Origin of the sequence: Paenibacillus vandeheii (genome assembly GCF_030433635.1) — a bacterium.
Lineage (GTDB): Bacteria > Bacillota > Bacilli > Paenibacillales > Paenibacillaceae > Paenibacillus > Paenibacillus vandeheii.
Map to the genome: position 1 here is coordinate 228174 of NZ_JAROCD010000001.1, position 20709 is coordinate 248882.

Here is a 20709-nt window from a genome sequence, read left to right on the forward strand (position 1 = left end):
ATGAAACTGAATGTAGAAAATGTATCCATATCGGTGCTGAGTACGGATATTATCCGGGACATCTCATTACAGGTCAATGGCAAGCAATTCGTCGGCCTGATTGGCCCGAATGGTTGTGGCAAATCAACGCTGCTCAAGAGCATCTATAAAGTGATCAAACCTCAGCAAGGCAAGGTATTTCTCGATGATACAGACATTCTGAAATCCAGTCCCAAGGTCGTGTCCCGGCATATGGGCGTTGTGGGTCAGTTTAACGAATTGAGCTTTGATTTTACAGTGCGTGAAATGGTGATGATGGGTCGAACTCCCCACAAGAAGCTGCTGGAAACAGATAATGTACGGGATCATGAAATCGTGGAGCAGGCGTTGGCAAAGGTACATCTGACCGGACATGCGGACCGTAATTACGTATCTTTGTCCGGCGGGGAGAAGCAGCGTGTGGTCCTCGCCCGAGTGCTGGCGCAACAGCCCGAATTTCTGATTTTGGACGAGCCTACCAACCATTTGGATATCAAATATCAGCTTCAGATCCTCAACATTGTGCGGAGTTTGGACATTGGCATATTGGCTGCGCTCCATGATCTCGAACTCGCCGCAGCGTATTGCGATTATCTCTATGTCGTGAAAAAGGGTCAGATTGTGGTTCATGGCAAACCTGCCGATATCCTGACCCGCGAGATGATTGGTGAAGTATTCGATGTGGAGTGTGAGATCTACGAGAATCCGGTTACCGGCGGCTTGGGCATTGCCTACCTGAGTACCCGATGAGACAAGGAACTGTCTAGTGAATGAAGGTACACTCCCCCATTTGGAGAAATCATTGCCAATACCAACATTCCAGATCGTTTGGTCAAAACGGAAGTTACCTCCAAATCCTAATATCATGCCGGATTGCCGAATTAGACGATCAAAAGACACCTGAAGGCATTCGGGTGTCTTTTTACATGATAAGTTTTACATGTGCTTGATAGGAGGCCCCTGCAGCCTGCCCAGCCTATATTTATTTAACTATTTCATTTACTGTATCTTGGAATCAATCGGACGTGAATGTCCATCCTGGATGACCTCTTGAAACAGTTCTTTGGATTCCGTAGGCCATGTACCCTGCTTCAAAAGTGCTTCCAAATCGCCTATGGTTACCGGGCGTGCGTGTCGTTTGAGCACGTATCCGAGCTGCCCGTTTGGTTCCATCGTGGCTGTTTCCAGATCGGCAATACTTGTAATTCCTTTTTCCCGCAACTGCATCTCCAATTGGTCTACCGAAAAGCGCATGCGTTTCAAATTCGGCAGATTTAACTTCCCGTCCTCCACGACAACCTTCGATTTTCCACTCATCAGTTTTTCAAACCAATTAAACTTCACTTGCAATTGTTCAACGATCAGGAGCATGAGGATAAATACCGCAGCTGACCCGATTGCTTTGCCAAGCTCATGGTTCGCGATAGGCTGCACAATCGTGGTCCCGATCGAGATAATGATAACGGTGGTGGCGACACTCATCTGCGTGATTGATTTGCGTCCAGCAATCCGCAGTAAAATCATGCCAATCAGTACAAGTAAGATGGATTTCCAGATCCAGTCCATTGGTTGTATTCCTTTCTGCACCAAATCATCTGTTTATTTCTTAGCCTGTTCTTGATTTGGTTGAAATATACAATTGATTAGGAGGAGAGATATAGATAAGGAAAATAGTCCCGATATTATAAGGACCATTATACTACATCCTAAAATAAGGAAATGACCGATATTATGATGGAGAGCTTTTTTCTAGCAAAATGAGGAGTGATACAGCGTACAATGTATACGAACCTAATACAAAAACACCTTTCCCAAGGAGATATTGAAGGAGCAATGAAGCAAGTAGCAACGATTGGTCAAAAAAAGGATACATCACAATTGTCTTCCCTGATTGATCTACTGAAATCTACGGAAAACAAAGTGCTTCGCAACGAAATTGCGATTGCTTTATCTGACATTGGAGATGATCGAGCAGTCGAACCTTTAATTGAAGTCATCACAGACCCCAAGACATCAGGAAGCAGAGGCACGTTGCTGTCCGCTCTTGAAAACCTGAATTACATAGTACATATAGAGAACATTATTCCATTTATCGGCGATTCCAGTCTGGAAGTGAGTGCGCAGTCTTTCATGCTGCTGGAGCAAACGATGGATAGCTTATCAGATTCACAAAACCTTAGTTGTCAACAACGAATTGAAATCCAAATCTCAAATAACCAAAGCAAGCTTTTGGAAGTTGCATTGGACATGTTGAAGAAATGGAGGGAATCCGCTGTAGGAACAATAGGAACAAGATGAATCCACTCCTTTCAATCTCACCTCCCTATCGTTTACAATAAGGAATTGAATGCAGCAGATGAAGGAGCGGGTCATATTGGCAAAGCAGAAATACTATGTCGTCTGGGCAGGTAAGCAGCCTGGCGTATACAACACCTGGGCAGAATGCAAGGCACAGACAGATCATTTTACCGGAGCAAAATATAAATCGTATGAATCGAAAGCTGCCGCCGAAGAGGCATATCGTGCAGGATGGAAAGGAAACTGGGGTACTGGTGCAAGTGGTTCAGGGGCTTCTTCGAAGACGAAGTCTGGCAGCAGCGGAAGAAGCGCAGGCATGGAAACCTCTGCAGAAATCGACTATGACAGCATCTCGGTTGATGTGGGTACGCGCGGGAATCCAGGGCCTGTGGAATATAAAGGCGTAGATACCCGCACGGGTGAGATTATTTTCTCCGTTGGGCCAATCTCCAAAGGTACAAACAACCTTGGGGAATTTCTGGCCATCGTACATGCCTTGGCGTATCTCAAAAAAGAAGGGAGCACCAAGACAGTCTATACGGACTCCGTCAATGCGATGAAATGGTTAAAGCAAAAAGCGGTGTCCACGACACTCGCAAGGGATGCTTCCACGGAAGAGATTTGGCTGATGATTGACCGTGCGGAGCAGTGGCTTCGGACGAATACGTACAGCAATAAAGTGCTAAAATGGCAGACCAAGCAGTGGGGCGAAATCAAGGCAGATTACGGCCGAAAATAGCCCTATTTCTCTACAATTTCTGTATTATTAATTTTCTATGAGAAACGATGTTTACAATTTCCAGTTTCCATTCTATAATCAGTTCATTATGATAAGTTACACATATGAAGGAGCCTGTCATCAGCGGGCTCTTTTATATTTATGGACATTAAATCCATAGATTGTTGAAAGAGTATACTTTGCAGGAGGCAGACATGAGTTCCATTTATAGAAGTGAAGAAGGCAAGAGCAGCATACTTGAGGAATACGAAGCGTATGTTGAGCAATTGGGCGATGGTTTTACACGAGAGTACGTCGAGACACGTTTTGGACAAACGCATGTTTTATTAACAGGTCCAGAAGACGGTAAGCCGTTATTTATTCTCCAGGGCGGAAATTGTGTGAATCCGATGACGTTGTCATGGTTCTCTTCCCTATTCAAAGAATACCGGATCATCGCGCCGGATACGATCGGTCATCCAGGCTACAGTGAAGAAACACGAATTTCGGCAAGGTTTGATAGTTTGGCTTTGTGGATTTCTGATTTGCTGGACCACTACAAGATCGAAAAAAGTGCGTTTATCGGACCTTCCTTTGGAGGCGGAATAATCCTAAGATTGGCAACCTACATTCCGGACCGAATTGCATGTTCTGTTCTGGTAGCACCCGCTGGCTTGGCCGTGGGATCCAAAATTAAAATGGCTCAGGATATCGTGCTGCCACTCGTAACGTACAGAATGACTTCTTCTCCTACTTCTTTGCAAAAGATCGCGGATATCATGTCATGCAGCTGTATGAAGGAAATAGATAAAAATATTATCGGGAAAATCTTCAAATACGTCAGTTTGGAGCAGGATATGCCGAAGCTTACAGAGCAGGAGGAACTGGTGAATTATACATCGCCAACACTGCTGCTGGTGGGAGAGAAGGATGTCTTTTTCCCGGCAGATAAGGTTATTGAAAGAGCTCAGAAGATTATTCCGAATGTCAAAGCAGTCAAATACGATACAGGTCATTTTCCATCTCAGGATGTGTTAATCCAGATGAACCAGGAAATTCAGCAATTTTTACAGAAGAATTATTAAATTTAGAATTTTTTCAATATTTCCGCATGAATGTGATTCAAATTGCATCATTTGGTTTATATAGATGGTTGGCGATGAAACGCCTGTCTGTTGGAACTGAATGATGCAACATGCGGCAAGTCTTCCGATCGACAAGGTTGAAAAGAGGGTCTGTTATGAAAAAGGACAACTGCAAAATGGCATTGCAACGCAATGTAATTTTAAATGATACATATCAGGTAAGACATCTTATGGCTAGCAGCGAGCTGGCTATTGTATATGCAGGAAGAGATCGAAATACAGGGGCGAAGGTAGCGATCAAAGAGTTTTTCCCGCAGAGACTGGCAGCACGGCAGACCGACAAGCGGAGTGTGTTCTGTTCTTCCCGAGGGTTCAGTGGTCAGTATCAGGAACTTCTTGCCGCATTTTTGGTAGAAGGAGAGCTGTTATCCACGCTGGAGCATCCTCATATTGTTCCGTATGTGGACCATTTCGAAGAAAATGACACAGGGTATCTTGTAATGGAGTACTGCCCAGGCATAACCCTGACCGAATATCTGATTGAGCGAAATCATGCGCTGGATGCTGCATTTATTACGGAGACGCTGCTTCCACTGATAGATACACTCGACTATATTCATAAGCAGGGAATTCTTCATCGCGATGTGAAGCCATCCAATATTATGGTGATGGAAGACGGTACGCCCAAACTACTGGACTTCGGCTCGGCAGCTCGCTGGCCTGTACAATCCGGAGAAAAACAGGCGATCTTTACCTCTACAGGGTATTCACCGCTTGAGTTCTATTCTGAGAAATCCAGTCAGGGACCGATGTCAGACATATATAGCCTGGCAGCGCTGCTTCATTATTGGACATGCGGGCAACCCCCAATGGATGTGAAGCAGCGATTGTTCCGCGATGAATTACCGTCGGTGCGTTCTCATAATGAGTATGTGAACCGATGGCTCGCACGTGTGATTCACTGGGGATTGTCGGTCCGTTCGGAGCAACGCTGTGCATCCCTCGCTTGGATTAAGAGATCGCTTCAAGTACAAGCCTGGATGTGGAAAATACGCAAGCCTGGCACGGTAGAATGGGCATTGTCAGAAAATGAACATACCCAGGTTTACGAAGCGGAGCCGAAGAAACAGCATGAGACGGCTTGAATTCAGCATGGTTCTACCCATGTAGTGAAGCTTAAAAAAGAAGTCAGTTTGGTCCTTTCACGGATCGAACTGGCTTCTTTTTTTGCATTAAAACGCTGGAGCATATAAAGAAAAATTATTTCTTTTTTTTATTTATTTATGGAAGAATACTTCATTCTAACTCCAGAGTCTGCATATACTCCATTGGAAAGATGGAGTGATAAGCCAGGAAACTGACATAAGCGCCGACTCCCGTCTTACACCAAACTGAGGGGGAATGTTGTGTGACCACCAACAGAAAGGGCTTCACAGTATCTTTGCTGCTAGTCGTCATGATGTCTATGCTGCTTGCCGCCTGTGGAGGAAATGGCAATACGGCGGGTACGCCGAGTCCGGGAAGCACTGGGGAGGCGGGTACGGAAGCTGGAAAGCCGGTGACGTTGGAGTTCTGGACGATTGCGCTACAGCCAACCTTCAACGATTACTTCAACGATTTGATTTCTGCCTATGAGAGCAGCCACCCCGGGGTAACGGTGGAGTGGAAGGACTATCCTTATGATGCAATCTCCCAGCGTTTGTTGACCAGCACAGCCAGTGGCAACAGCCCTGATGTTGTGAATCTCAATACCGAATTTGCCAGTCAATTGGGGAGCAAGGGAGCGCTGCTGAATCTGAACGAATACCTGACAGATGAGGAAACGAAGAGTTACTTTGAAGGTATTTATAATTCTACGGTTTTGGATGGTAAAGCTTACGCGCTTCCATGGTACACAGGTATCGAAGTGCTGTTCATGAATACAAAGCTGGTGAAGGAAGCAGGCCTTGATCCGGCAAATCCCCCTCAGACCCGAGAGGAGCTGGTGGAGTGGGCTCGTCAGGTCCATGACAAGACGGGAGTGGCCGGATATGCGCAGCAGCTTGTCTCCAAGCTGTTTCCAATCGACGGCATCCCGATTCTAAATGAGGACAAAACGGCCGCGGCTTTTAATACGCCGGAAGCAGAAGCAATGATCGCTCATATGCGCGACTTGATGGCCGAAGGCGTGGTATTGAAGGAGGATGCGGAATTCAGCAAACAGATCCAGTATTTTTCCGGAGAGCAGGTAGCCTTCCAATTGTCAGGTCCGACGTTTATCAACTTCATCAAGAAGTCGGCGCCGGATGTCTACAAGAATACAATTGCGGTAACGCTTCCAACGGGCAAAGCGAACCTGAGGCTCTCCAATTCCATGGATCTCGTCGTTCCACAGAAATCCAAAAATCCCGAGCAAGCTGTGGAGTTTGCCGCCTTTATCACCAATGCAGCGAATCAGACCGCTTTCTCTAAGGTAGCCAACACACTCCCGTCAAGCAAAGCCTCCATTGAAGATCCGTTCTTTACGGAATCTGACGGTTCACTGGAAGCCGAAGCCAAGGTAGCCTCCTCCCAAAGTCTCGATAAAGCTACGGATTACATGGTCGGTGTGCCGAATGCAGGGGATATCAACTCGGCGCTTGCACGGGGCTTACAGGAAATTCTGATGAACGGGGCAGATATCAAAGAAACGCTCAATGCGGTGGAGAAGGAAGTTAACCGTATTCTTAGCCAGGATTCCTGATTTTTGGTGTATAGCTTGATGAGGGGGACATTCCCCCCTCGATCCTGAAGGAGAGGGAGGCGTAGTGGTGTACAAGGCGATTCGATCTGAATCTTTTGCTGCATGGGCGTTTATGGCACCGGGATTGTTGTGTCTGGCGGTTTTTACCTTTTGGCCGATTATTTACGGGATACCCCTCTCATTAACGGATTATTCTGTCATCTCGGAGACGCATTTTGTTGGTCTGGATAACTTCACTCGGGCCTTCCAAGATCACAATTTCCTGATATCGCTGTGGAACTCGCTGGTGTATGTACTGATTGTGCCGGTGATCCAAATCATCTCGATCCTCATGGCCATTCTGGTCAACAGCCGCATTCCGGGCGTCAAAATGTTCAGGGCAGCCTATTACATCCCTGTTGTAACCTCCATGGTTGCGGTGGCACTGATCTGGAGCTGGCTGTTGGGCAATAACGGAGTGGTCAATTATCTTCTGATGAAGGTTGGCATTCTCAGTGAGCAGGTCTCCTGGCTTTCCACGAGTAGTACGGCGCTGTATGTTCTGATGTTCATCACCATGTGGAAGGGTCTCGGTTATTACATGATGCTCTATCTGGCAGGACTCCAGAACATTCCGGCAGATCTGTACGAAGCTGCAAGGGTGGACGGAGCGGGATCGCTGAGACTGATTGTTCATGTGACGCTTCCGCTGCTGCGGCCGCATATTCTCTTTTGCACTGTAATTTCGGTGATGGGTGCCGTTCGTGTGTTCGATGAGGTCTATATTCTGACCAAGGGCGGGCCGGGAACGTCCACATTGACCTCAAGTGTTTATATTTTTCAAAAAGGGCTGGAGCAGTTCAATTTCGGTTATGCCTCGGCGCTTGGGCTGATCGTCAGTGTAATGATAGCAGCGCTCAGTGTGTTGGTGTTCCGGCTGAACCGGAAAGGCGGGGTGAATACCTATTGATGCGGAGTACGCTATCGTCTAAAAAAATGAAAAAAGGCCTTCGTTATTTGATCACTTACGTATTGCTGATCCTGCTTGCCCTGTTTATGATGGGCCCTTTTCTGTGGCTGCTCAGCGTATCGCTGATGCCTGGCCGTAATGTGTTTGCGAATCCGCCGGCGATCCTCCCGACCTTCATCGCGTTTGATAACTACGTACAGGTGTGGGCGTTCATGGATTTTCCACGCTATATCATAAATACGGTGGTGATTACGCTCCTTGGAGTGGTATTCAACATCTTCTTGTCCTGTCTGACGGCGTATCCACTCGCAACCTTTCGGTTCAAGGGACGTACTCTGGTCTTCACACTGCTCATCTCGACCATGATTATTCCGTCGGCAACGGCGATGATTGTGCATTATTTAACCATTCAGGCCTTTCATTTGGGCAATACGTTTCTTGGGGTTGTGCTTCCGGCTGCGGTGTCGGTATTTAACATCTTTCTGATGCGGCAAACGTTTCTGGGCATACCGACGGATATTCGGGATTCGGGCAAAATGGATGGGGCCTCCGAGTTCCGTATCTTTGTGCAGCTTGTCATGCCATTGGTGAAACCGGGGGTTGCCGTCATCGGTTTGCTTGAAGTTATGGCATTCTGGAACAATTTCCTGTGGCCGATTGTGGTGCTGGATGATCCGCAGAAATACCCGCTGGCTGCGGCCCTGACGTATCTGAACGGGCAGTTCTCGTATAACTTCGGCTGGATTGCCGCGGGCACTATGATCTCGGTGCTGCCGATTATCGTTGTGTTCCTTTTCACCCAAAAATATTATATGGAGGGCATTGCGGGTGCGATTAAAGGATAAGAAACACAGAAAGGGTGATGGCATTCATGCCGAAGCAGTTTAAGCTAACATTTGTCCCGCTGGATGAGCGGCCTTGCAACTATGAGTTTCCGTATTTATTGGCGCAAGGAACGGAATTTTCATTGGAGCGGCCCCCGCTTGAACTCATGGGTCTGAAAAAGCGTCCGGGCGATGTGGAGCAGTTGTGGGCCTGGTTTGAGGAGAACTGTGCCGGGGCGGACGGAGCAGTCGTTGCACTGGATACGCTGCTCTATGGCGGGATCATTCCTTCAAGGCTGCACCAGCTGCAGCTGGATGAACTGACTGCCCGTCTGGAGCGGCTGCGGGGCATTAAGCAGCGGTATCCGCAGCTAACCCTGTATGCGTTTCAACTGATTATGCGCTGCCCGCAATATTCTCTGTCAGATGAGGAGCCGGATTATTACGCCGACTGGGGACGGGAGATTTTTCGAAAAGGTTTCATCAGCCATCGGCTGGAACTTGGGATGGCGACTGAAGAGGAGATCCGCGAGCTGGCTGATATCGATAACCGTCTACCAACGGAAGTGCTGGAAGATTACCTTGGACGCAGGGCGATCAATATTGAAGCGAACAAACAAGTGTTGGCCTTGGCTCAGGAAGGAATTATCGAGTTCATGATTGTTCCGCAGGATGATTCGGCGCCTTATGGACATACAGCCAAGGATCAGGAGAAAGTGCGGTCAAGTATTACGGCCCTTGATCTGGAACTTAAAGTCTATATGTATCCCGGTGCGGACGAAGTTGGCTGCGTATTGCTCACTAGAATGATGAACAAGGCTCGCGGCCAGATGCCGCTGGTGTACCCACGGTTGTCTTCTGTTCAGGGGGCGTTTGTTACGCCGCTGTTCGAGGATCGGTTTTTCTATGAGACGCTGAAATATCAGATTTTGGCTGCAGGGGGGCTGATTGTGCCCAGTGCGGCTGAAGCAGATCTGGTGCTGTTGATCAGCACACCGGGGGAGACGATGGCAGAGGCGGTGTCGCAGCAGCATTCTTTTTACAGCTATGATGTATACCGGAATCTGATGGAACTAGTTGAATATGGACATTTTCTACTCAGGAGCAAGGAGAAGCCAGTCGCTGTAGCGGATGTCGGATATGCCAATGGTGGGGATCAGAAGCTGGTCAAGATGCTGCGGCAAAAAAACATGTTATTTGATTTGGCTGGATACGCCGCCTGGAATACCAGCTCCAACTCGCTTGGAACCGTCATTTCGCAGGCCATGATTTATCTGCTCTATGGTCGTACACCGTCGCATCTTGATTTCCTGGCCCTCCGGTATGCTGAGGATGTCTGCTATTGTTCAGTCGTGCGGGGAGAGCTTAGCAATGGGCCCGTGCAGGATATGGGCTACGGCAAATATTTGCTGGATGGGCCTCGCGGCCGTATTGCCGCTCGGGTAGAGGAACGGCTGCGCCAGGAGCTCGCTGAGCGGATTGACAGTGCGGAGGGGAGCGTCCAGATTACCGACTGTTATATGCCGTGGAACCGGATGTTCGAGGTGGGCTTGTGTGTGCGGTTCATGCCATCCAGCCATATCAAGGGAAGCAGAATAGAAGAGAGAGGGTGAGAACCCTGACTAAAGTAGTGCTGGAGAAACTGCATTTGGGGCTGATTGTCTCCTGCCAGGCGTTGGCTGACGAACCGCTGCATGGCGCGGCGATGATGGCCCGGATGGCTGCGGCTGCGGAGGAAGGTGGGGCCGCTGGCATTCGGGCGAACGGGGCAGCTGATGTGCGTGCAATCAAGCAAGCGGTTTCGCTGCCGGTTATTGGCATCGTGAAACGGAATTACCCGGATTCTGCTGTATACATCACGCCAACGCTCAGAGAAATTGACGAGCTGCTGGAGGCCGGCGCAGATATCATTGCATTTGATGCGACCCGCCAGAACAGACCGGATAATCATACATTGGAGCAAATCACCACTTATCTGAACGCAAGTGGGGCATCTTCCATGGCCGACATCTCCATTCTGGAGGAAGCTTTATACGCTGAATCGCTTGGAGTGAGCTGTGTTTCGACTACCTTATCAGGTTATACATCGTATTCCCGGCAGCAGGAAGGACCGAATTTGGAGCTGCTGGAGATGTCCGCACAACGGTTGAAGATTCCGGTCATTGCCGAAGGACGGATCAGTCAGCCCTCCCAGGTGGAAGTTGCGTTTGATCTGGGGGCATACGCTGTTGTGGTAGGCTCCGCGATCACCCGGCCACAGCTGATCACCCGGCAGTTTGCAGCAGCGACCAGAAAAGTGAGGATGAAGAGCAATGGAAATGAACGACCGAATTAATACGTATTATCCTTCCATGACCAGATCAGAGCAGAAAGTGGCCCGTTGTGTGCTGGAAAACCCGGACAATATCATCTATCTTTCTGTGACCGAGCTGGCTGATTTTGCCGGTACCGGAGAGACCACAGTGATGCGATTTTGCCGCAAAATCGGGTTTAAAGGCTACCAGGATTTCAAGCTAATGCTGGCCCAAGGGCTGCCGAAACGGCAATACCAGTCAGACGGCGAGCAGGGAGAGGACGATTACGCTGACCATCTGTATGCCTCCATGGTTGGTGTGCTGCAATCCAGCTTGGGTATGCTGGATCGGGAGCAGTTGGAGCAGGCGGTGAAGTGCCTGGATGGCGCACGTCATGTGCAATTTTTCGGTGTAGGCTCGTCAGGCATTACCGCTATGGATGCCAAGAACCGCTTTCTGCGCATCGGGCGGCGTGCGGAAGCGAATTCCGACAGTCATATCCAGTCCATGATGGCGGTAACGATGGGAGAAGGGGATGTGGCTTTTGGTATCAGCGTGTCCGGCAGTACACTGGATACCAACGATATGCTGATGAAGGCCAAACAAAATGGGGCTAAGGTGATTGCCATGACCAACTATGCCAAATCTCCGATTGCTTCCATTGCGGATATCCTGCTCTTGACCGCCGGGAAGGAGTCTCCCCTTGAAGGCGGTTCTGTAGGCGCTAAAATCTCTCAGCTGTTCATTATCGACCTGCTCTGCCAGGGACTGGAGCGTCAGCATGGCGAAGAGACCAAAAAGATGAAGGAATTAACGGCGAGGGCGGTTATCGACCGTATTTATTGAAGTGTTGATGTGAATAGGGGGAAAGCAGATGCCGCAGGTTATTGGCGTGGATGTAGGAGGCACAGGCATCAAGGGGCTTGTGGTCAATGAAGCCGGAGCTGTTCTGGCGGAGGCTACGTATGCAACAGAGGCCAGGCTGGGGCGGAACGTCGTACTTGGTCAGCTCTGTGGGTTAGTAGGTGAACTGCTGTCTAGCTATGGAGAAGTGGAGGCACTGGGCATTGCCTCAGCGGGGAGGGTGAATGTGGAAACGGGAGAAGTGATCCACGCTACGAACAATTTACCTGGCTGGCAGGGAATGCCGCTAACCGAGTGGGCAACCGGGGAATTTGGCCTGCCTTCGACTGCCGATAACGACGCTAATGCTGCACTGCTCGGCGAGGCGTGGCTTGGTACTGGCCGCGGTAAGCAGAACCTGGTGATGCTGACTCTTGGTACAGGGGTCGGAGGGGCAAACATGGCATTTGGCAGGCTGCTGCGGGGTGTAAACTGGCGTGGAGGCGATTGGGGACACAGCGTGCTGGTGCCTGAAGGTCGGCCCTGTAATTGTGGTAAACGCGGCTGCGTGGAGCAATATATTTCCGGTAGCGCACTGCTGCGGTTGGCGCGGGAAGAGAAGGACAACATCTATACTCATGGTCGAGAGATTATGACCGCTGCGGACCAGGGAGAAGCAGCGGCACTGTACATTTTGGAGCGTTACATAGCTGATTTGGCTTTGGTTGTTGAGAATATCGCTGCCTCGGTAGATCCCGAGGTAATTATTCTTGGCGGTGGAGTGACCCAAGATCAGGCTATATGGTGGCCGATGCTTACTGCTAAGCTAACCAGTGTCGGGTTAGCAGACCGGGTATCCGTAGCAGAACTCGGTAACTGGGCAGGCTGTTTCGGGGCGGCGCAGCTGGCATTTGAACGCCTGCACGAGGAGGGTGTTGGCTGGTCTGGCGGCAGTGAAGGGGAGGAGACAAAGCATGAGAATTGAACAGGAGAAACGCAGTGACATCATCATTATTGGTGGAGGTCTTGGTGGGACGGCTGCTGCGCTGGCTGCAGCGAAGGCTGGGCAGAGGGTGCTTTTGACGGAAGAGACGGACTGGCTTGGCGGTCAATTAACCTCACAGGCAGTGCCGCCGGATGAGCACCGCTGGATTGAACAATCTGGCAGTACTGCATCGTACCGCGAGTTCCGCAGCAGGGTCAGGGATTATTACAGAAGGAACTACCCCCTTACGGATGCTGCCAAGAGCAATCCTGTTCTCAATCCCGGTAATGGCTGGGTGAGCCGCTTGGCGCATGAGCCGAAGGTCGCGCTTGCCGTTTTGCATGAAATGCTGGCCCCTTACGTGAATACCGGCCGGATCGAGGTGCTCTATCATACCGTGCCAGTTCATGTGGATACAGCAGGTGAGCGGGTGACAGGCGTGACTGTGCGTGAAGGGGGAAGCGGGAGATTGATTAAGCTCCAGGGTGCCTATTACTTGGATGCCACAGAATGCGGCGATTTGCTTCCCCTTGCCGGAGTTGAGCATGTAAGTGGGGCGGAATCTCAGCGGGATACGGGTGAGCCGCATGCCCTGGAAGATGCGGACCCGCTAGACATGCAGTCGATTACCCATGTGGCGGCGGTGGATTTTGTACCGGGTGGAGACTTCAAGATCCCCCGCCCGCAGAATTATGATTACTGGCGTCAGTATGTTCCTTCGTTCTCACTGTATCCGATTTTGAGCTGGTACGCTTCGGATGCGAATGATACCTCCAAGCTGAAGAAGTTCACGATGTTCCCGAATGATCAGGGCATTGTCTCCTTGTGGGATTATCGGCGGATCGTTGACCCGGCTATCTGGACAAAGCCACTGAATGATGGTGAAGTCACGTTGCTTAACTGGGCACTGAACGATTATTACGCCGGGCCGATCATTGGCGTATCGCCGGAGGAACGTGAGCAGCATCTGGAAGGGGCGAGGCAACTCACCCTTTCCTTAGTATACTGGCTTCAGACCGAAGCTCCCCGTCTGGACGGCGGACAGGGTTATCCGGGCGTAAGGCTGCGTGGAGATGTGCTCGGTACGGAGGACGGTCTTGCGAAAGCCCCGTATATTCGGGAATCACGGCGAATCCGAGGATTATATACCATTACCGAGCATGATGTGAGCAAGGAGTTGCGCGGAGCAGAGGGGGCCAAACGTTACCAGGACAGTGTGGGGGTAGGAAGTTATCATCTCGATCTCCATCCGACAACCGTGAGCCAGCGGACCTTTTATATCCCAAACCATCCCTATGAGATCCCGCTGGGTGCACTCATCCCGGTGCGAGTTAAGAACTTGCTCCCAGCTTGCAAAAATATCTCCATGACCCAGATTGCGAACGGTTGTTACCGTCTGCATCCCACCGAATGGAATATTGGCGAGGCTGCCGGAACCCTTGCCGCTTATGCCATTGCACAGCAAGTTGAACCCTCTGAGGTGAGGGCTTCGACGGAGCATCTTCACGCCTATCAGGAGCAGCTAATTCGGCAGGGTGTTCAGCTTCATTGGACAGATGCGGAGCTGGAAGGGGAGTTTTAGATAGACTTTTAGTAGAAGAATGGAAAGAACTCCTTATACTATTTAATCATTATATTTGAACTCATGACCCTAACTCCGATACAATGTTCTCATAGAGTCTGAGAGAATGGATTCAATATAGCTCAGAAATGGAGAATTACAATATGACTGATTTTATTAACGCTGAAGATATTAATGACATGATTCTGGCTGCGGCTGCTTCAGAGCTGGAGCAGATGGTGGATAAGATATGCGACCTGTTGGGTACGCCCTTGGAACAAACGACCGAACTGGAGCGGCAGGTCATGGCTGCATTTGGTTTTGGGGCGGTATACGGCATTACTCATCGGGATCAACTTAAGGAACCACAGGCTCATGCACTGAGCATCCGGATGCTAATCAAGCCGTTTAACTACAGTGAGCAGCAGGCTGTGGATTTCGCCGATGATCTGATCCGGGTGGCTTCAGACCGTGAGGCTCATCCGGTAATGAACACGATTATTCATCGTGGAATTGATGGACACCGTCAATTTAACCAGGAGGACGACGAAGGGCTGGCCCGCAACATTCAAGAGATTTTGGCGGCGGTACAACCGGAGAGAAACTGAAGAAGCAGAGCGTACACCTTTTAAAGTAATGGTACAGTCATTATATATGTCTAATGAATTGTTTAACTTGAGTGGGGAGATGATGGCAATGGATTGGATGAAATTAAGTAAAGAGCTCTCATACGCCTTGCGTCACGCCCCGTGGGAGTATGAGCTGGAGTTGGACGAAGAGGGCTGGGTAGAGATTCCGCAATTATTGGTGGCTTTACATGAAAGTCCACAGTGGAAGGGTGTCACGGAAGTGGATCTGGAGCAGATGATTCTAGCCTCGGAGAAAAAGAGACATGAGATCCGTTCTGGCCGCATCCGGGCATTATATGGTCATTCGACCCCGCAAAAGATATCCAAAACACCTGCCGATCCGCCGGAAATACTCTATCATGGCACCCCGCTGCGGTCGGTTGCTCCCATTATGGAGCAAGGTTTGCAGCCGCGGCAAAGGCAGTATGTACATCTGTCCGCAGATATCGATACCGCCAAACAGGTGGGACGAAGACGTGATGATCAACCTGTAATACTGAGAATTAATGCCGCTCAAGCGGTCAAGGACGGACTTCTCTTCTATCATGGGAATGAAAATATATGGCTGGCTGATCACATTCCTGCACGTTACATCGAGAAATAAGCACGGTCTTGAAGTCCAAGCCGGCTAATCCTGGCTGGCGAATAGTAGACCATTTTCTAAGGAACTCAGTACGTCTTATTTCGCCTTCAGATGCTCTTTCTAATAAGTAAGGAACCTCAGACACGTTATTTTCTGAAACCACCTGTCAAAACCGCAATAAACCGCTGTTATTCTGATATAGCGTGTCTCAGGTTTCTTAGATTTCTGCGGTCACTTCAAATCCCTGAATAAGACGCCTCCGATTCGTTAGTGCGCGCTTGCTTGTACATTCAAGATATCATGCGCTGACACGTTCAGGTTGGCTTCCGATTAAGTGGGTTTCAAACCACGCACTAGAATAAGTAATCTGTTCAGCTTCCATATCGTGTTATAGTCTTAGCTACACCAAAAGGGACACATCCAACATTCGTTGGTGTGTCCCTTTTTAATTTTTTCATTATTCTCTTCTTCACTGTTTATAAAGCAGAGAGAATTCGGATCAGGAAAGCTCTCATACTCAAAACTTACTTACCCAAAATCGCTTTAACACCCTCGCTCAATGGTTGAGCCGGACGGCCAAGCAATTTCTCCAATGTATCACTTTCTACAGCCAGTGCGCCTTCACGGATGGCACTTTGCATTTCTACAAGCATCGATACCACAAAGTCAGGCAGACCTGCACCTTTCATAATGTCAGCATATGCGGCATCGTCCATGTTTTGCACGTTAATGTCCTGTCCAAGCACTTGCCCAACAATAGCGGCGAGTTCAGCTTGGGTACGCAGTTTGCCGGACAACTCATATACTGAATTTTCATGTCCCTCACCTGTAAGTACTGCAGCAGCAGCATGTGCATAATCACTGCGAGTAGCCCAGCCCACTTGGCTGGAGTTCGTTGCATGCACCCACGGTGCGCCTTGGGTAACTGCTTGAACGCTTCCTGCTTCATTCTCCAGGTACCAATTGTTACGCAGGAAGGAATAAGGGATGCCCGATTCACGGATAGCCTGTTCAGTGGCACGATGTACTTCAGCCAAGGAAAGGGTGTTTTTCTCTGCATTCACAACGCTGGTATAAGCGATAAATCCAACGCCTGCTTTCTTGGCAGCATTCACGGCAGCCTGATGTTGGCGAATACGCGTCTCGTTGTCACCATCGGTGGAGATCAGCAGCAGCCGATCTACCCCTGCAAATGCTTTTTCCAGCGTTTCGGGTTGATCGAAATCACCGTGACGAATGTCAACGCCTTGAGCACGAAGGGCGTCAGCTTTCTCCGGGTTGCGTACACTTACAGCTAGATCCCCAGCAGATACCGTTTTTAACAAAGCCTCTACGACCAGTGAACCCAAGTGACCTGTTGCGCCAGTAACCAAAATTTTCATTGTCTTTTCCTCCTAGGGGATATGTTTTGTTTTGATATTCGGTGATACACCAATTGGAAACATATGATGTAATCGTATGTGTTATAACAGGTGTGATTACAACGAAAGGTTTAAAAAAAGCTCGCAATGAGCTTTTTCATTCAGACTTTAACCTGATCCATCATCTGCTGTATCGTTACACGATTCAAGCGCTGCTCCATCGCTGTCTGAGCCTCAATCAGCTCAGCACGCAAGGTTTGTTCGATCATGCTGCCAATAGGACAATTCGGATTCGGATGTTTGTGAAAGTTAAACAACGCACCGTCCTCCACGACCTCAAGAGCACGGTATACATCCAGAAGTGTGATGTCTGCCGGGTCCTTTAGCAAGGAGGCACCGCCCACGCCGGGTCTGACCTCAATCAAGCGTGCTTGTTTGAGTTTGGACATAATCCGCCGGATAATGACGGGATTGGTATTCACACTTTGCGCGATAAAATCTCCCGTGCACTCGTTGGGTACAACAGCGATGAGTGACAGCGTATGAACCGCAATGGAAAAGCGACTGCTGATTTGTTTCATTTGTGATCACCACCGTTGTAACTATAATAGTTACAAATAAACCCGATGTCAATTATAAATTTAGAAGTAACAGGTGAATGAGTTTCATTTCGGACATGTCTCAACCTTTAACAGCTCCGGAAGTCAGACCACCCACAATATATTTTTGCCCAATCAGGAACACAATCAACACAGGCAGGGAGGTAAGCACGATATCCGCACTGACCAGATTCCACTGAGCACTGAATTGTCCGAAGAAGTTATATACAGCGAGTGTCATCGGCCACATCTCGACGGTATTGAGCATGTAGAGTGGTGCGGTAAACTCATTCCAGACGCTCAGGAAATTAAGAACAAAAACCGTAACCAGTACCGAGGTTAACAAAGGCACAATAATTCGGAGAAACAGCTTGAACCCGTTGCATCCGTCCATAATTGCCGCTTCATCCAGTTCTTTCGGAATATTGGATACAAACGCATACGTTATAAATAGCGAGATCGGAATGCCCATAGCTGTATAGAGCAGAATCATGCCCACATGCGAATTAATCATGCCCAGCGACTTCATGACTTCCATTAATGGAATATAGTTTAGGGGCAGTGTAATGCCCAGAATGAGAAAGAAGTACAGGAACTTGCTTAGCTTCGAATAATTACGCGACAGAGTGAAGGCCGAGAACGCCACAACAAACACCAGTAGCAGGGAAGAAGCAGTTGAATGCAGCAGACTGTTGAAAAAGGAACCACCCAAGTGTCCCTGCTCATAGACGATTCTATAATTTTCAAAAATAAACTTTTCGGGAAGCGTCAGTTTCAGCACTTTGGCTTCGGCATCGGATTTGAATGAATTCAGTACAATGACGACAAAAGGAATCAGTACCACCAGGCTAAGCAGCCAGGCGAGTATATTCAACCCGATGGAAACCAGCCGTTTCTTCATTCGCATCTAGTATTCCACCTTTCGGTTCATCAAGCGGATGATGAAGAAGGAGATGATCGCCATAATGACAAACAGAATCGTGGATAATGCACTGCCGAGTCCCCAATAACCTTTGGCAAAAGAGGAATACACCGCCGTGTTAATCACATCTGTCGCGTTGCCTGGCCCACCATTGGTTAGTACATATACCGCATCAAATACCCGCAGCCCGTACGTAATATTGAGCACCGTGGCGATCGTGATTGTAGGCATCAGCATCGGAATCGTGATCCGAAAAAGCTTCTGCCAGAAGCCGGCACCGTCAATCGATGCCGCTTCGTAATAATCGCGAGGAATGGCGAGAAGTCCGGCGATAAATAGCACCATGATATACCCCATGCCTTTCCACGTATCCACCGCCATGATGGATGGCATGGCCCAGGTCAGGGAACCCAGCCAGTTTTGCGCCAGAGCGTCCAGCCCCAGTGAACGCAGGGTTACGTTAACGAAGCCGTTGTTGGGATCGAGCAGGCTTTTGAAGACCAAGCCGACAATCAGGAACGACAGGACTTGGGGTGAAAATATGATCATCCTATGCAGATTCGCAGCCTTCACACCGCTGACCAGCAATAGAGCTAGGAATAGGCCCAGTACGGTTTTGGCGATGGATGTAATCAGGGTGAACAGAACAGTATTCTTGATAAAAAGTAAATACGTTGGATCACCCGCCAGAATGGTGCGGAAATGCTCAAGTCCAACAAAGTTCTTCTCTGAACTGTAGCTGTTCCAGTCGGTGAAGGAATAATAAATGCCCAGCAGGGCGGGAGCGACAATGAACAGCACATACAGCACAATCGCTCCGGAGGAGAAATACCAGGGATAGATTTTGTTTGCATTCATAAGTTGTACCAACGTCCTTCCTGCCAGAATGGCATGAGCGAGGGTTGCCTCGCTGCATGTCAATGGTGGTCAGCTTCATAAGTTTGCCGGGATATGCGTTGTTATTGCCAAGCTTCATCTTTCAGTACCTTGGCTTGTTCGGCTCGGCGTTTGTCAATATTTTGAAGAATCTGATCAGGGGTCATCGATCCGGCGAACATGCCGGAAAGGTCCTTGCCGATATCCATCCATTGCGGATCAATATACTTCACAGCTGCCTGCATGACCGTACCTTTCTCATGAGTTTTCTCATAATCGATGTAATCTTGTGTCAGCTTCGGTTCAATTTCCGGCCAGCAGATGGTCAGGTTGCCTTCTCCGCCATCAAATACACGCTGCAGATGGTCATGCTCGGTGATCCAGCGGAAAAACTTTAACACCTCTTCCGGGTGTTTGCTGTTTTTGTTGCCAAACATCGCAGCCGAACCACCCGGGTTCACACCAATAGTCTGATTATCACCCCATGGCATTACGAAAAATCCCATATTGTCTTTCATGTCTGGATAAGCTTCGGACACTTCCTTTTCGGTACCCGGAACCCGGAGCAGCATCGCTGCCTTCTCCTGACCAAAGGCTTCAATTCCAGCCTCCACCGTATTGGACAGAAAATCCTTGCCGAAGTAACCAAGATCCGCAAACTCCTTCAGCTGTTCAATGACCGTTTTGAGCTGCGTCAAATCCGCGACGTTCATCTCATTGTTGTTTAGCTTCTCGTACGTTCCCGGCGAAGCCTGCTCATAGTTCGGTCCGGTTTCGAATAATGGCAGCACCTGATACCATCCGCTGGCAGGCGCCTGATAGAATGGAATGATGTCCTTGTCCTTGATTTTCTGGCTGATCGCTTTGAACTCGGCATAGGACGTTGGCGGCTCAATGCCAAGCTCTTCGAAGATGCGTTTGTTATAGTACACATACCATATTTTCGATGGTGCAAAAGAAACCCCGTACACCTTGTCGTTATGGCTAACCGTTGGCAAAATCTCCTCGGACATGCGTCCTGTAAATTCCTCATTGGTCAGATCAATGGCATTTTCCTCCGGTCTAACATTGGCGGGCATGCTAAGCGGGTCTACATCCACATTAAAAATATCGGGTGCTTCACCAGAAGCGAGCTTGACCTTAATCAGGTCACGCCACTGGGCGTCAGGGACCACCTGAAAGTCAATTTTCACACCCGTTTCCTGCTCATACTCCTTCGCCATCGTCTGCATGATTCCCGTACGTGGAATGCCGCTCTGGCTTGTTCCGAAGGTTAGCGTAACCTTGCCTGTGCCTTCAGAATTTTCACTGGTGCTGCACCCGGCAAGAAGCAGGCTGGACAGCAACAGCACACCTACAAGGGATAATAGAAATCGTTTTCTCATCAATGAACCTCCCAGGGGATACAGAATATTGGCTCTTGCAGAAACGCTTTATGTAAG

21 protein-coding genes are annotated in these 20709 nt (G+C 49.1%); 15 read left to right on the plus strand and 6 right to left on the minus strand.

Annotation, left to right across the window (positions count from 1 at the left end; translation table 11 throughout):
- Complete coding sequence (locus P5G61_RS00975) at window positions 1–768, plus strand: ABC transporter ATP-binding protein (protein WP_301243477.1); 768 nt, start codon at window positions 1–3, stop codon at window positions 766–768.
- A 249-nt stretch (window positions 769–1017) separates the two neighbouring features.
- Here P5G61_RS00975 and P5G61_RS00980 read toward each other — a convergent pair whose 3' ends face one another.
- On the minus strand, window positions 1018–1584 hold the full coding sequence (locus P5G61_RS00980) for a DUF421 domain-containing protein (protein ID WP_301243478.1): 567 nt from the start codon (window positions 1582–1584) through the stop codon (window positions 1018–1020).
- A gap of 213 nt (window positions 1585–1797) precedes the next feature.
- Here P5G61_RS00980 and P5G61_RS00985 point away from each other — a divergent pair, with 213 nt between their 5' ends.
- The 14 genes from P5G61_RS00985 to P5G61_RS01050 all read left to right on the plus strand — a co-directional run bounded on the left by P5G61_RS00985 (window position 1798) and on the right by P5G61_RS01050 (window position 15530).
- Window positions 1798–2316 (plus strand): HEAT repeat domain-containing protein, encoded by a 519-nt coding sequence (locus P5G61_RS00985; protein WP_363325721.1) that lies wholly within the window; start codon window positions 1798–1800, stop codon window positions 2314–2316.
- A 76-nt stretch (window positions 2317–2392) separates the two neighbouring features.
- Window positions 2393–3055: a ribonuclease H gene (gene rnhA / locus P5G61_RS00990; protein WP_301243480.1), complete on the plus strand. Its 663-nt coding sequence runs from the start codon at window positions 2393–2395 to the stop codon at window positions 3053–3055.
- Window positions 3056–3249: 194 nt separating this feature from the next.
- Window positions 3250–4119 (plus strand): alpha/beta fold hydrolase, encoded by an 870-nt coding sequence (locus P5G61_RS00995; protein WP_024628556.1) that lies wholly within the window; start codon window positions 3250–3252, stop codon window positions 4117–4119.
- A gap of 155 nt (window positions 4120–4274) precedes the next feature.
- A complete protein-coding gene (locus P5G61_RS01000) occupies window positions 4275–5264 on the plus strand; it encodes a serine/threonine protein kinase (RefSeq protein WP_301243481.1) in 990 nt (329 codons plus the stop codon).
- 263 nt (window positions 5265–5527) lie between these two features.
- Window positions 5528–6841 carry an ABC transporter substrate-binding protein gene (locus tag P5G61_RS01005; protein WP_301243482.1) on the plus strand — a complete coding sequence of 438 codons (1314 nt, stop codon included), beginning with the start codon at window positions 5528–5530 and terminating at the stop codon, window positions 6839–6841.
- Window positions 6842–6908: 67 nt separating this feature from the next.
- On the plus strand, window positions 6909–7790 hold the full coding sequence (locus P5G61_RS01010; RefSeq protein WP_301243484.1) for a carbohydrate ABC transporter permease: 882 nt from the start codon (window positions 6909–6911) through the stop codon (window positions 7788–7790).
- Between the two features lie 26 nt (window positions 7791–7816).
- The gene (locus P5G61_RS01015; protein ID WP_363325722.1) at window positions 7817–8635 is read left to right on the plus strand and encodes a carbohydrate ABC transporter permease; all 819 of its coding nucleotides are present in this window, start codon (window positions 7817–7819) and stop codon (window positions 8633–8635) included.
- A gap of 26 nt (window positions 8636–8661) precedes the next feature.
- Window positions 8662–10227 (plus strand): DUF4127 family protein, encoded by a 1566-nt coding sequence (locus P5G61_RS01020; protein ID WP_301243488.1) that lies wholly within the window; start codon window positions 8662–8664, stop codon window positions 10225–10227.
- Window positions 10228–10232: 5 nt separating this feature from the next.
- Complete coding sequence (locus P5G61_RS01025; RefSeq protein WP_301244286.1) at window positions 10233–10949, plus strand: N-acetylmannosamine-6-phosphate 2-epimerase; 717 nt, start codon at window positions 10233–10235, stop codon at window positions 10947–10949.
- Window positions 10927–11754 carry a MurR/RpiR family transcriptional regulator gene (locus tag P5G61_RS01030; protein WP_301243490.1) on the plus strand — a complete coding sequence of 276 codons (828 nt, stop codon included), beginning with the start codon at window positions 10927–10929 and terminating at the stop codon, window positions 11752–11754. The genes P5G61_RS01025 and P5G61_RS01030 overlap by 23 nt, the downstream gene beginning before the upstream one ends.
- Before the next feature lie 28 nt (window positions 11755–11782).
- A complete protein-coding gene (locus P5G61_RS01035; RefSeq protein ID WP_301243492.1) occupies window positions 11783–12736 on the plus strand; it encodes an ROK family protein in 954 nt (317 codons plus the stop codon).
- Entirely contained in the window at window positions 12726–14318 is a 1593-nt protein-coding gene (locus P5G61_RS01040) for an FAD-dependent oxidoreductase (protein WP_301243494.1), read from the plus strand. Before P5G61_RS01035 ends, P5G61_RS01040 begins: the two co-directional genes overlap by 11 nt.
- 143 nt (window positions 14319–14461) lie before the next feature.
- Window positions 14462–14905 (plus strand): Imm48 family immunity protein, encoded by a 444-nt coding sequence (gene imm48, locus P5G61_RS01045; RefSeq protein WP_024628546.1) that lies wholly within the window; start codon window positions 14462–14464, stop codon window positions 14903–14905.
- Window positions 14906–14993: 88 nt separating this feature from the next.
- Window positions 14994–15530 (plus strand): RNA 2'-phosphotransferase, encoded by a 537-nt coding sequence (locus P5G61_RS01050; protein ID WP_301243497.1) that lies wholly within the window; start codon window positions 14994–14996, stop codon window positions 15528–15530.
- Window positions 15531–16033: 503 nt separating this feature from the next.
- Here the strand turns inward: P5G61_RS01050 and P5G61_RS01055 are convergent.
- From P5G61_RS01055 to P5G61_RS01075, 5 genes are all read right to left on the minus strand, one after another.
- Window positions 16034–16891, minus strand: a complete 858-nt coding sequence (locus P5G61_RS01055) for an SDR family oxidoreductase (protein ID WP_301243499.1) — start codon at window positions 16889–16891, stop codon at window positions 16034–16036.
- A 140-nt stretch (window positions 16892–17031) separates the two neighbouring features.
- Window positions 17032–17451, minus strand: coding sequence for an Rrf2 family transcriptional regulator (locus P5G61_RS01060; protein WP_301243501.1), 420 nt, complete (start codon window positions 17449–17451; stop codon window positions 17032–17034).
- A gap of 100 nt (window positions 17452–17551) precedes the next feature.
- On the minus strand, window positions 17552–18376 hold the full coding sequence (locus tag P5G61_RS01065) for a carbohydrate ABC transporter permease (protein ID WP_079349693.1): 825 nt from the start codon (window positions 18374–18376) through the stop codon (window positions 17552–17554).
- Entirely contained in the window at window positions 18377–19249 is an 873-nt protein-coding gene (locus P5G61_RS01070) for a carbohydrate ABC transporter permease (protein ID WP_024628540.1), read from the minus strand.
- Window positions 19250–19350: 101 nt separating this feature from the next.
- Complete coding sequence (locus tag P5G61_RS01075; RefSeq protein ID WP_301243505.1) at window positions 19351–20652, minus strand: ABC transporter substrate-binding protein; 1302 nt, start codon at window positions 20650–20652, stop codon at window positions 19351–19353.
- Between the last annotated feature and the right edge of the window lie 57 nt (window positions 20653–20709).